At 58.4% G+C, this 12,124-nt stretch carries 14 protein-coding genes; 6 read left to right on the forward strand and 8 right to left on the reverse strand.

Translation table 11 applies throughout. The features are described 5' to 3' along the window. Position 1: 1 nt before the first annotated feature. Positions 2–1,948 carry a threonine--tRNA ligase gene (thrS, locus tag HY010_12985; protein MBI3476640.1) on the reverse strand — a complete coding sequence of 649 codons (1,947 nt, stop codon included), beginning with the start codon at positions 1,946–1,948 and terminating at the stop codon, positions 2–4. Positions 1,949–2,306: 358 nt separating this feature from the next. Continuing rightward, a complete protein-coding gene (locus tag HY010_12990) occupies positions 2,307–3,557 on the reverse strand; it encodes a tyrosine--tRNA ligase (protein ID MBI3476641.1) in 1,251 nt (416 codons plus the stop codon). Positions 3,558–3,688: 131 nt separating this feature from the next. Between HY010_12990 and HY010_12995 the strand changes: the two genes are divergently transcribed. Further along, positions 3,689–4,240 (forward strand): hypothetical protein, encoded by a 552-nt coding sequence (locus tag HY010_12995; protein MBI3476642.1) that lies wholly within the window; start codon positions 3,689–3,691, stop codon positions 4,238–4,240. A 12-nt stretch (positions 4,241–4,252) separates the two neighbouring features. Here HY010_12995 and rsmD read toward each other — a convergent pair whose 3' ends face one another. Further along, a complete protein-coding gene (gene rsmD / locus HY010_13000) occupies positions 4,253–4,819 on the reverse strand; it encodes a 16S rRNA (guanine(966)-N(2))-methyltransferase RsmD (GenBank protein ID MBI3476643.1) in 567 nt (188 codons plus the stop codon). Here rsmD and HY010_13005 point away from each other — a divergent pair. The 4 genes from HY010_13005 to HY010_13020 all read left to right on the forward strand — a co-directional run bounded on the left by HY010_13005 (position 4,809) and on the right by HY010_13020 (position 7,682). Then, on the forward strand, positions 4,809–5,024 hold the full coding sequence (locus tag HY010_13005) for a hypothetical protein (protein ID MBI3476644.1): 216 nt from the start codon (positions 4,809–4,811) through the stop codon (positions 5,022–5,024). The two genes, rsmD and HY010_13005, sit on opposite strands and share 11 nt — an antisense overlap. 23 nt (positions 5,025–5,047) lie before the next feature. Continuing rightward, on the forward strand, positions 5,048–6,190 hold the full coding sequence (locus HY010_13010; GenBank protein ID MBI3476645.1) for a site-2 protease family protein: 1,143 nt from the start codon (positions 5,048–5,050) through the stop codon (positions 6,188–6,190). Positions 6,191–6,339: 149 nt separating this feature from the next. Then, complete coding sequence (gene rsmI / locus HY010_13015; protein ID MBI3476646.1) at positions 6,340–7,230, forward strand: 16S rRNA (cytidine(1402)-2'-O)-methyltransferase; 891 nt, start codon at positions 6,340–6,342, stop codon at positions 7,228–7,230. A 95-nt stretch (positions 7,231–7,325) separates the two neighbouring features. Continuing rightward, positions 7,326–7,682: a hypothetical protein gene (locus HY010_13020; protein ID MBI3476647.1), complete on the forward strand. Its 357-nt coding sequence runs from the start codon at positions 7,326–7,328 to the stop codon at positions 7,680–7,682. Positions 7,683–7,769: 87 nt separating this feature from the next. Here the strand turns inward: HY010_13020 and HY010_13025 are convergent, their stop codons facing one another. The 4 genes from HY010_13025 to HY010_13040 all read right to left on the reverse strand — a co-directional run bounded on the left by HY010_13025 (position 7,770) and on the right by HY010_13040 (position 10,197). Continuing rightward, positions 7,770–8,456: a CPBP family intramembrane metalloprotease gene (locus tag HY010_13025; GenBank protein ID MBI3476648.1), complete on the reverse strand. Its 687-nt coding sequence runs from the start codon at positions 8,454–8,456 to the stop codon at positions 7,770–7,772. 149 nt (positions 8,457–8,605) lie between these two features. Beyond that, complete coding sequence (locus tag HY010_13030) at positions 8,606–9,232, reverse strand: hypothetical protein (GenBank protein MBI3476649.1); 627 nt, start codon at positions 9,230–9,232, stop codon at positions 8,606–8,608. Further along, on the reverse strand, positions 9,232–9,606 hold the full coding sequence (locus tag HY010_13035; GenBank protein MBI3476650.1) for a PadR family transcriptional regulator: 375 nt from the start codon (positions 9,604–9,606) through the stop codon (positions 9,232–9,234). Before HY010_13035 ends, HY010_13030 begins: the two co-directional genes overlap by 1 nt. Positions 9,607–9,738: 132 nt before the next feature. Then, positions 9,739–10,197, reverse strand: coding sequence for a GatB/YqeY domain-containing protein (locus HY010_13040; GenBank protein ID MBI3476651.1), 459 nt, complete (start codon positions 10,195–10,197; stop codon positions 9,739–9,741). 128 nt (positions 10,198–10,325) lie between these two features. On the opposite strand from HY010_13040, the gene HY010_13045 reads away from it, so the two are divergent. Continuing rightward, a complete protein-coding gene (locus HY010_13045) occupies positions 10,326–11,510 on the forward strand; it encodes an alanine--glyoxylate aminotransferase family protein (protein MBI3476652.1) in 1,185 nt (394 codons plus the stop codon). 175 nt (positions 11,511–11,685) lie between these two features. Here HY010_13045 and HY010_13050 read toward each other — a convergent pair whose 3' ends face one another. After that, positions 11,686–12,063 (reverse strand): DUF971 domain-containing protein, encoded by a 378-nt coding sequence (locus tag HY010_13050; protein ID MBI3476653.1) that lies wholly within the window; start codon positions 12,061–12,063, stop codon positions 11,686–11,688. Positions 12,064–12,124: the final 61 nt, after the last annotated feature.

Consider the following 12,124-nt stretch of genomic DNA (forward strand, 5'->3'; position numbering starts at 1 on the left):
ACTACAATCCCGCGCTCTTCTCCGCGATCAGCCCCTTGATCTTCTCCACGAACTCCGCCGTCCCCATATCTTCAGTCTTTTCTTTGCCGCGGGCGCGGACGTTGACCTTGTTCGCTTCCGCTTCCTTGTCTCCGACGACGAGCAGGAACGGAATTTTCTGCATTGCCTGTTCGCGAATCTTGGCGTTCATCTTTTCGTTACGGGCATCGACTTCGACGCGGACTCCCACGGCCCGCAGTTGCGCGGCGACGTTTTCGGCATAGGCCACATGACGCTCCGCAATCGGGATCATCGCTACCTGCACCGGCGAGAGCCATACCGGGAACGCTCCGGCGTAGTGCTCGATCAGCACGCCGAAGAAGCGCTCCACCGATCCATACAGCGCGCGATGCACCATGACCGGCTGCTTGCGCGTGCCATCTTCGGCGACGTACTCCAGTTGAAAGCGCTGCGGCAGGTTGAAATCGAACTGCACCGTCGAGAGCTGCCAGAGTCGCCCGATCGCGTCGACCAACTTGACGTCAATCTTCGGACCGTAAAACGCCGCTTCGCCTGGAATCGTCTTGTAGGGAATATTCAGCTTCTTCAGTGCGCTTTCGAGCGAATGGTTGGCCGTATTCCACTGCTCGTCGGTGCCGAGAAAACTTTTCTTGTCGTTTGGATCCCAGGTGGAGAGTTCCGTCTGATATTCGGTGAAGCCGAAAGCTTTGAGTACCGCCAGCGCAAATTCCAGGCAGCCGACGATTTCGTTTTCAATCTGCTCGGGAGTGCAGAAGATGTGGGCATCGTCCTGCGTAAAGCCGCGGACGCGCAACAATCCGTGCATCACGCCCGAGCGCTCGTAGCGATAGACCGTTCCCAACTCGCCCAGTCGTACCGGCAGATCGCGATACGACTTCAGCGAGTCTGCATAAATCAGTATGTGCCCCGGGCAATTCATCGGCTTGAGCCGGTATTCGGCATCGTCGAGTTCCATGGCGTCGAACATATTGTTCGAGTAGTAGCCTTCGTGTCCGGACGTGTGGAAGAGTTGACGGCGCGCGACGTGCGGCGTGCAGACCAGCGAATATCCGCGGCGCAGATATTCTTCGCGCATCCAGTCTTCCATCTCTTTGCGGATCACTCCACCCTTCGGATGCCAGAAGATCAGCCCCGGTCCCGCCAGTTCCTGGATGGAGAACAGATCGAGCTGCTTGCCGAGCACGCGATGATCGCGTTTCTTCGCCTCCTCGATTCCGGTCAGGTAAGCGTCGAGGTCTTTCTTCGAGAAAAATGAAGTCCCGTAAATGCGCTGCAACTGCTGGTTCTTCTCGTCGCCCAGCCAGTACGCGCCCGCGATGTTGAGCAGCTTGAACGCCTTGATCTTGCCGGTCGAAGGAATATGCGGGCCGCGGCAGAAGTCGAGAAACTTGCCGGTCTTGTAGATCGAAATCTTTTCATCGGGCTTGGTGAATTGCTCGATGAAATGGCACTTCATGAAATCGCCTTCACCCTTGAACTTGTCCAGGCCTTCCGTGCGTGGCAGAAACTCACGTGCGTAAGGCAGATTCTGCTGGACGAGTTCCTGCATCTTCTTTTCGATCTTCTCGAGATCTTCCGGCGTGAACGCAGTGGGACGATAGAAATCGTAGAAGAATCCATTCTCGGTCGACGGCCCGTGACCGAGCTTGGTCTCCGGGAAAAGTTCGAGCACCGCAGCCGCCAGCAGATGCGCGGACGAATGTCGATACACTTCGAGCGCCTCCGGGTCTTTATCCGTGAGCAGGCGCAGGTCAGTATCTTTTTCGAGCGGACGAGTGAGGTCGATCAAATCGCCATTCGTCTTCGCCGCGAGCGCCGCATCCGCGAGACGCGGGCTAATGGACCTCGCAATATCGAGCGCCGTCGTCCCCTTTGGAACTTCTTTGGTGCTCCCATCGGGGAGCTTAATGTGGATACTCTCAGACATAGGATCAGGCCTTGTATTTCGCTGAATCTCTTAAGTTTAAGGGAGTGCGGCGGGAGGGTCAAACATGCGAAACCCCAGCTGTCATCCTGAGCGGAGCAAGAACTGCGCGAAGCGAAGTTCTTGCGGAGTCGAAGGACCCCATGCAAGTGGACACAACCAGCGGCGTTGCAGGGAGTTTCCACATGGATACTCGTTTGAATCGGAAAACTCCGGGGGCGCCACGTGGCTGCAACAGCACGGGGAGAATTCCCTGCAACCGCAGAGACTTGGAAAACGTGCTGGGGTCCTTCGACTACGCAGGCCAATTCGCTTCGCGAATCGCCCTGCTCCGCTCAGGATGACAGGCCTGTTAGAGATCTCAAGGCGTGATTGTGACCTTCTTCAGTTTCCGGCCAAGCTGAATGGTGATTGTCGTCGGCAGATTCGACGTCAGTCGCAGCAAGACGTCGGTTGCGATCGCGCTGTCTACCTTGACGGCTTTCTCTTTCTTGATCTTCCGCGACGCCTCTGACGCTGAGCTAGCCAGGCCAATTAGAGCAAGCAGCTTGTCGAGCCGGATTCCACTCCGGTCCTCCGAGGCGACATCCCCGAAGGAGACTGAGACGGTTTCGACGTCCTCCGGCACTTCATGCTTCTGAAACTGCTTCGCCCAGTCCTCGCCCGCCTTGTTTGCTGCATCCGAGGAGTGAAAGTCCGCGACAATTACTCGCGCCAGCTCCTTCTTCAGCGCCATCGGATGCGCTTTCCCGGTCGCTGCATCCTGTTTCATTGCTGCGATCTGGTCCGAGCGAACGTCCGTCAGCAGTTCGTAGTACCGCCACATCATGTCGTCCGAAATCGACATGATCTTGCCGTACATCTCGAGCGGTGCTTCATGAATGCCGACCGCGTTTCCGAGCGACTTCGACATCTTATTAACGCCGTCGAGCCCTTCCAACAGCGGCATTGTCAGCACGACCTGCGACTCTTGTGCGTAGGCCCGCTGCAATTCGCGTCCAACCAGCAGGTTGAATTTTTGATCGGTGCCGCCCAGTTCCACGTCCGCTTCGAGCGCCACCGAGTCGTATCCCTGCGCCAGCGGATAGAGCAACTCGTGCATGGCAATCGGCTTTTCGTCGTGAAATCGTTTGTGGAAGTCTTCGCGCTCCAGCATTTGCGAAACCGTGTACTTGGCCGCCAGCCGGATGAAGTCTTCGGCGGAAAACTTCGCGAACCACCGGCTATTGAAATCCACTACCGTTTTTTCCGGACTGAGAATCTTGAACACCTGTGCTTTGTAGGTGTCGGCGTTGGCGTCAATCTGCTCGCGCGTCAACGGAGGCCGCGTCACCGATCGTCCCGTGGGATCGCCGATCATCCCGGTGAAATCGCCGATCAGGAAGATGACCGTGTGTCCCAGATCCTGAAAATGTTTGAGCTTGCGCAATAGAACGGTGTGTCCCAGGTGAAGATCGGGCGCGGTCGGATCAAATCCCGCCTTTACCCTTAGCGGCTTGCCCGATTTGAGCGACCGCTCGAGTTTCGCGCGCAATTCGGATTCTTTGACGATCTCCGCCGCGCCCTTCTTGATGTAGGCCAGTTGTTCGTCAACCGGTGGAAAGTTAGCCATGCGGTTTGATTATAGCGAGAGCATCACGCCGCGCGATGATTAGCTTTGTCGTGGCTCCTCCGCCTCACCACGGGTGTGTCCCAGGAAACGCCCCGCTTTCGGTACACTCGACTTTCTGTTTCGGAGCACCCGTGCGCGAAGTCGCTCTGTACGACCCAAATCGCGAGCCTGCCAGTTGGATGGAGATGATCCAGCCTACGCAGTATGCCGTCTTTCTCTGCGACACTGAGAATAGGACTGAGTTGACGAGCGATGGGCACTCACTCGGTCCCGGTATGACGCGCAGCTGCCTGATTTTCGATTCGCTCGACGAAGCCGAGCAATACTGCCGTCGGACAATTGCAGACATTCCCAGGTTGCGATGCGACGTCTTCGACAGTCGCGGACGGGTCAACCCGCCGGTCGCCACCTTTGTCGATCCGCAGTTTGAAGGCAGCCTGGATTCTGAAGCCAAGGCCACTCGCATGATCCGGTGGGCCTGCCTTTTGATCGCTGCGTCGCTCCCATTGTTCTGGTACACATGGCGCACCCGGGGCGAAGGGTGGGTGGGCGCTTTTTTTGGCGTGCAATTCGTTTTTGTCGCTTTGCGACTTCTGCATTGGGGCTACAGCATGAAAGAGGAACTGCGAAACCGGAAGGTGCAATCCGACCTGCGCAAGCAACAGAATGTCAGGAGCGGATGACTCTCAGGTTTTCTAACCTTTGACGTAAAAACTCAACGCCGCGTCCCCCTGGGCCAGCGTCCGATACCGTCGCAACTCACCGTACGATTCCCCACAGTCGAACTTCTTCTCATGCTCCGCGATCACCACTGCCGCTGGCCGAAGCAACTGGGACGCCGCTAACGCGCTCAAAGTCCTGCCGTATTCTTCCTGCTCCCGATAGGGCGGATCCAGGAAAACAAAGTCCACCGCGATGCCCGCAGTCGCCAACTGCCGAAGTCCCTTGCCGACGTCTGCCGTTATGATGCGGAACCCGCTCTCGATGCCCAATGATCGTAGATTTGCCGCAATCAACTGCGCTGCCGCCTGCGACGACTCCACAAAACAAACCATCTTCGCCCCGCGGCTCAGCGCTTCGATTCCGACCGCTCCCGTCCCGGCATACAAGTCCAGCCACACCGATCCGGCGAGTGCTTCGGGATTGCCCGCGCACAGCACGTTAAACAGCGTCTCGCGCAGGCGGTCTGCTGTGGGACGAATTTCCGTGCCTGGCACCGACCGCAGCAGGCGTCTTCGATATTGTCCGGCGATGACTCGCATATTCAGTAAGTGTGGCGCGGGCGCCCTCGCCCGCGTGCCCGCACCCAAACCGCTGCATTGGGGGTTGGGCAGTTCCAGTTTCCTCAGGCTCGCTTACGACAGCATCTACACCAACGACAGCTTCTACAACAGCATCAGTTTCGCGGGCGAGGGCGCCAGCGCCACAGAGGCTGATCCGCCGGCACCACGTCCGGCGTCTAAGTAGATAGAATACTCATAGGCACCACTATGCGCAGTTGGTCCATCCCGGCCGGCAAGCTGTTCGGCATCGAAGTTCGCATTCACCTGACGTTTTTCTTCCTGCTGCTGTTTGTGTGGAGCGCCGAGTCAGCCGTACAAGACGCGACCGCTGCCGCGCGTGCGTTGGGGCTGGTTGGAATCATTTTTGCGAGTGTAGTCATGCACGAGCTCGGCCACGCCCTCGTCGCCCGTCGCGCGGGAGTGCCCGCCAAAGGGATCATCCTTCTTCCGATTGGTGGCGTCACCATCCTCGACGAATCGCAGGCGACGCTGGAATCGGATTCGACGTGGAAGCGTGATATACGAATCGCCATTGCCGGCCCGCTCGTAAATCTGGTAATCGCAGGCGTAACGGCATTGGCGCTGTTGGCAGTCGTTCCCGGCTTTCCGTTGCTTGCGAAACCGCTGGTCGATCCCAACTCCCTGCCGCGCAGTGTGGTTTGGTTGAATCTGTATCTCGGACTTTTCAATTTGCTCCCGGCGTATCCCATGGACGGAGGCCGCGTGCTGCGCGCCTTCTTCACGCGACAGATGGATCCGATCCGCGCCACGCAACGGGCCGTTCGCATCGGGCACGTGTTCGCAATCCTGTTCATGATGCTCGGTATGCTCCTTGCCAATCGCCCCGAGACCCGTGGCGACGGTCTGTGGCTGCTGATGATCGGATTCTTCCTCTTTGCAGGAGCGCAACTCGAAGAACGTTCCGCAGTCTTCCATTCTGTTCTGCAGAGCGTGCGACTCGAAGAAGTCATGCTCACCGACTTCGCTACTTTGTCGCCTGCCGACACATTAGAAGATGCGCTCGACAAAGCTGTCCACACCTTGCAGGACGATTTCCCCGTGGTCCGAGGCAGTGACATGGTCGGCGTGATCTCGAAACAGAAAATTCTCGACGCGCTCCGCTCCGACGGCAACGGATACGTGCAGGCTGCCATGAACCGCTTGTTCGAAGTCGCCAATAAGCAGGAGTCGCTCGCTTCGGCCTTCCGCAAACTGGCTGCACGCAACTTGAGCATCATTCCAGTGGTTGATGAACAACGCCTGGTCGGCATCATCACCCTGCAAAATTTGATGCACTCCATGGCGCTGCTCGCCGAGAGCCGTAAACTGCGCCGCGCCGACATCGAATAGATACGCGAGTAGAGACGCGGCTTGCCGCGTCTCCGATGGCAACCGCACTACCGATTGCGAGGGAGACGAGGCAAGCCTCGTCTCTACATGATTTTGCGGCCAATCCGCCGGTTGTTCGCGGCGACTCGCATTCTTGTTAGACTTTCCTCATGCGCGCTGATGCTCCCGCCGACGCGAACGGACGCGGCACTCTTGCTCCCGGTTCGGCGCTGTATCTCGTCGCCACTCCCATCGGGAATCTCGAAGACATCACGCTGCGTGCTCTGCGAGTACTGAAAGAAGTCGACTTCATCGCCTGCGAAGACACTCGCCAGACGCAGAAACTTCTGAGCCACTACGGCATTCCGACCCGCACCGTCAGCTATCACGAACACAACGAGATGACGAAAGCCGCCGAGCTGATCGTCGATCTCGAAAGCGGCGCAAAGATCGCGCTCGTCACCGACGCCGGCATGCCTGGCATCTCCGACCCCGGCTTCCGCCTGATCACGCTCGCGATCCGCCATCACGTGCCGGTCGTCCCGATCCCGGGTGCGTCGGCATTTCTGGCCGCGCTCGTAGCCAGCGGCCTGCCCACCGACTCCTTCCGGTTCAGCGGATTCCTTCCCGTAAAATCCGGCCAGCGCCGCAAGCTGCTTGAGAGCGTGCGCGAGTCCGAGCGGACGCAAGTCTTCTACGAAGCCCCGCACCGGCTGCTCGAAACGCTCACCGATGTAGTCGAAGTTCTGGGCAGCGAACGGCACGTAGTAGTCGCGCGCGAAGTCACCAAGATCTACGAAGAGTTCCTGCGCGGACGAGCAAGTGAAGTGCTGGACGAATTGAAGTCGCGCGGAGAAGTTCGCGGTGAGATCACATTGTTAGTCGCCAAGGCGGAGGGCTCCGAGCTGCGAGCTGCGGGCTCCGAGTTGACCATTGCGCAACGCGTGAAGCAGATCATGTCCGATGAGAACGCCGATGAAAAAGCCGCGTTGAAGAAGGTCGCTAAAGAGCGCGGGATGGGGAAGAGTGAGGCGTATCGGGAGTGGCAAAGGAATAAGTGATTACGTTGTTGGTGACCTCGCGATTTCGAAAACAGTTGCCGTACAGGGCAGTCCTTGGCATCCCCGTGCGGCTGCTCGTCAGTTGATAGCTAACCATGACAGACACACATTACGAAGACATTCTCACCAAGCAGCTTGCGATGAATCACCAGACATGGTCTGTCTTGCAAAAACATGGCGTGACGGAAAAGAGCAGGGTGCGTCTCGATTTTTCTTACAACTCACCAAATCGTCAGGCTGCCGACGGATTGCGCGCTCTACTTCAGGAACAGACGGACTACGAAGTTCAGGTCGAGCCGGTCGGTTCATTTCTGCGCCGCAAATGGAGAGTTGGAGGCCGAACGCAGGCGACAGCTGTTTCTCCCACAATCCTAGATCAGTGGGTCACGTGGATGGTCGCTGCTGGTAAAGAGCGCTCTTGTGACTTTGATGGATGGGGAACATCGGTCTGAAAATCTGGGTAACCACTTTTCCCTCCGCAACCTGTCGGGCCATTTTGTGAAAATGGCGATGTTACGGTAGCAATCCACCTTTACAATTCACATCCCCGGCATTTTCCCCAGGAACAGCAATACCATATCGATCGTGTCGCTGACGCCGTGCGCGATAATCGGCACGCACAAATTCTTTCCCGTGCGTAGGTACATCAGACCGAGAAAGATTCCCGCCAGCCCTTCTTCAATCCATCCGGTCAGCCCCTGATAGCCATGCGCCAGACCGAACACGATGTTGACCATCACCAGGCTCACGATCCACGCGCCCCGCGTGCGGCCAAATAAATCCGCCACGCGGTTCATCAGATACCCGCGCCAGAACAGTTCTTCGCCAAAAGCCGCCAGCGTCCAGGAGAGCGCAATGAACAGCAGCGTCATCTTGATGTTCCCGGTGAGCATGCGAAACAGATCCAGATCCGGCTCTCTGCCAAGCAGACGCGACAAAATCGGCTGCGTCACTAGAAGTTGAAACGCTTCCAACGCCGCACCCAGCACGACACCACCTGCGATCGTCACCGGCCACGAACGCCAGCGAGTCAACCCGACCGCGCGCCATCCCAGCCCGCGCAAGCGCAGAGAAATCCATCCCAGTAGAACGAGCTCCGGGGTTTTCGAGACGGGAATCCAGTGACTATAGTCGGCGTAGAAGATGAATGCGACCAGCAGAAATTCGAGGAGCGCGAGCCACTTGCTATCGCGCCAGGACGTTGCGGACGTGTTCAGGTCGGCCATTCGATCTAGTGTTATCTACAAATGAATTGTCATCCTCAGCGGAGCGAAGGATATGCTCGCTTTGCGAACGCCAAGAAAGCAGGTCCTTCGCTCCGCTCAGGATGACAGGTGGTTTTAGGGATGACGGCGCCAGTTGCGGTCCAATCTATTCATCGAGCTGCTGTTCCCCATCCCTGAGTCGATCGCGTTTCCCGAAACTGGTGAATGAACCACAGCGCCAACTGCGTGGTGAGAAAAACCGTTCCGCCTCCAAGTGCGAATCCGATTGGAATGAGTTTCCATCCCAGTAGTTCGTGGCCCTGCGGAATTGCATCCGTCATTCCGAGCACCAGGGAGAATGTGTCCGCATTCGTCAGCCACAGGCCAACTTTGTGGTTGAACGGTTTCGCCAATGCCGCGAGAAAGAAGGACGCGCCAAAGCAGTAGCCGGCCAGGCAGACGAGAAAAACCAGAAAGCCTTTCAGACTGAGCGTGGCCCATCGGAAGATGGCGCGCAGAATGGTCCACGGCATGCGGTGTTGTTGCGCGCGTACCAGCAGATTGTCTGTGACGTAACTGGCGGCCAGCGTCGAGGGTGTCCCGAGGCGAGTCAGCGCCGAACTGACTCCCGCCTCCGTCATTGCTCCGCCCGTGGCCGCAGTGTCCAGAATGTGGCTGCGAATTTCTTCGACGATTTCCGTGACTTGCTCAGCGGGCAGAGAACGCAGCCGCGCGCGAAGATCGGCGAGATAGGCGTCGATCATTTTCTGTGTTTGCGGAGACGCGAGTGCAGGCATTAACGTTGCTCCTTTCGCACGGCGACCAGAAGGTCGTCGAGGCTGGCCGAAAAGCTTTGCCAGAAGCGCGCCATCTCGGTGACGCGCCGGCGTCCGGATGCGGTCAGGCGGTAATACTTTCGGGGATGGCCCGCGTCCGCTTCCACCCACTCTGAACTGAGCAGCCCTTCGGCCTTCAACCGGCTGAGCAGGGGATAAACCGTTCCCTCAGGAACGACGAGGCCCGAGCCATCTGCCAGCCGTCGCATGATTTCCAATCCATAAAGGCGATCCGACCAAAGCACCGCCAGAATCGCCAGTTCCAGACATCCCTTGCGCAACTGGACTTCCCACTTATCAGCAGACTCGGGCTCGGGGGTGGCGCGGACAGCCATTGGTAGGCACGATACCTTGCGGTGCAAGGTATGTCAAGAATCAAGATGCACGCCGGGTGGGCGGACGAGTGCTCCGTGCCGAAAGTAGCGGTGAGATCAGGAGTTCGCGGGCGGGGGCGCCCGCGCCACATCCTACGTGGACAAAGCCTTTTTGACCGCCTCGCTGACCACTTTCCCGTCCACTCGCAACCCGGCGGCTGCGAAGCGAGCCATGGCGGCCTTCATGACGTTGCCCATGTCTTTCATCGCGGGCTGCGGATTCATCTCGGCGATCGCTGCCTTCACTCCCGCGATGATCTCTTCTTCGCCCGCGGCCTTGGGCAGATAGGCTTCAATCATTTTGATTTCGGCAGCTTCTTTGTCGGCCATTTCCTGACGTCCGCCTTTGGTGAACTGCTCCACCGACTCCTTGCGCTGCTTGATGAGCGTGGAGAGAATCTGCTGCGATTCCTTATCGTCGAGCGGCGCCATCTTCTCGACGGCTTTCAACTGGAGCGCGCTTTTCACCATACGCAGGCAGGAAAGGCGAGCTTCTTCTTTCGCCTTCATGGCGGTGACGATGTCTTTCTGGATCTGGTCGATTAATGGCATGGGCAGATTATAGAACGCTACGGGCTCCGAGCCTCGAGCTGCGAGCGAACCAAGATTGGTCGAAGCCCGCAGCTCGTAGCTCGCAGCCAATAGCCATTCGCCCATACCCTCGACTATCCTAAGAACTCATGCTGAAAAAGAACCGCCTTTTCACTCCCGGCCCGACACCGCTTCTCCCCTCCGCGCAGCTCGCGATGGCGTCGTATGGCGCGCATCATCGCACTGCGGACTTCCGCGCCCTGTTCACGCGCGTTCTCGCCGATCTGAAGGAATTTATCGGCACACAGAATGAAGTCCTTGTGCTCACTGCTTCGGGTACGGGATTCATGGAAGCGGCCGTCTCGAACCTGACGTCGTGCGGAGACAGAGTGCTCGTCCTGACCGCCGGAAAATTTGGCGAGCGCTGGGTGTCGCTGGCGAAGGCATTCGGATGCCAGGTTGAAACCGTCACCGCGCCCTACGGCCAGACGATCGCCCTCGACCAGGTGCAAGCGAAACTCGCGGAGAAGAATGACATTCGCTGCGTCTATGTGCAGGCGTCGGAAAGTTCGACCGGCGCGCGTCATGACATCGAAGCGATTGCGAAGCTGGTGCGCGCGTTGCCCGATACGTTGCTCGTGGTTGACGCCATCACCGGGCTCGGCACCACTCACCTCGACGTCGACAAGTGGGGGATCGACATCATTATTGGTGGATCGCAGAAAGCGCTCATGATCCCGCCCGGCCTCGCATACGGCGCGATCAGTGAGCGAGCGTGGCAGCGTATGGAGACGACCACCACTCCGCGCTACTACTTCGATCTGCGCAAGGAGAGAAAGTCCTCTGCGAAAGCGGAAACGGCCTACACACCCGCGACCGCGATGTTCGCCGCGCTCGCGGCCGCGCTCGACTACGTTCGCCAGATGGGAAACGGCAACCTTGCCGCCGGAAGAAAAGCTCTCATCGACAACGCCGAACTCTGCGCCGCCATGGCGCGCGCGGGAGTACAGGCCCTCGGCCTGAAACTATTCGCGCCGACGTGCCCGGCCGCCGCGCTCATCGCCGTCGAGGCTCCCCGCGAGGCCGACTCGACCGAAATCTGCAAACGTTTTCGCGATCAGTTTGGAGCCGTCGTCGCGAACGGGCAGGCTGAGATGAAAGGACAACTGTTCCGCATCGCGCATCTCGGCTACTACGACTACCTCGACACAGTTGGAGTGCTGTCGGCACTCGAAAACGTGATCGCCGATCTGACCGGGAAACCGGTGGAGTTTGGCAGCGCAGTCCGCGCCGCGCAGGAAGTGTACGCGCGTACAGCAAAGGCGAATCGATAGCTTCCTGGAGCAGCATTCGCTTGCGGGTGGTCTGGGCAGGTCGCTCGACCCGATGAGCCACCGAATATTTGTAATGGGTTCCGAGTGTGAGACCTCGGGGGCTAAAGCCCACTGGTTAGAAGAATCTCAATCGCAGCGGTGAACCGCTGCGCCACCCAAAATCAGATTCTGTCCACTACTGTCCACGGCATTCTGCACACGGACAAACTTCCCGCAGATACGCCCACGAATAAATTCCCAAATCGTGTTTATCGTTCCAGGAGAAACGAAGCGCATACTTCCCCACCGGCTCCGCTGACAGCGGCTTGGCTGCGGCCTTGAACATCGGGAGCGCTCCCGGAGCCTGCTTCGGACCTTCGCCCGGCTTCCGATCGGACTTGCTCCGCTCGTCATCACAAAGCGCGCACGGACAAGCGTCCCGCAGAAACGGAAACGTGTAGCTCGACTTGTGCCCATCTTTCCACTCGATTTCGACGCCGGTTCCCGTGCTCAAATTGATCTTGACCGAGTGAGGATCGTTGGCGAGCCGAGGGGACGGATCAAGCGCTGGCATACCATCAGTATCGCATGCAGCGATGTCAGCGCGACCTAAACTCTTTATTTTCAGCGCTCGC

It is taken from the genome of Acidobacteriota bacterium, from assembly GCA_016196065.1.
Classification (GTDB): Bacteria; Acidobacteriota; Terriglobia; order Terriglobales; family Acidobacteriaceae; genus Acidiflorens.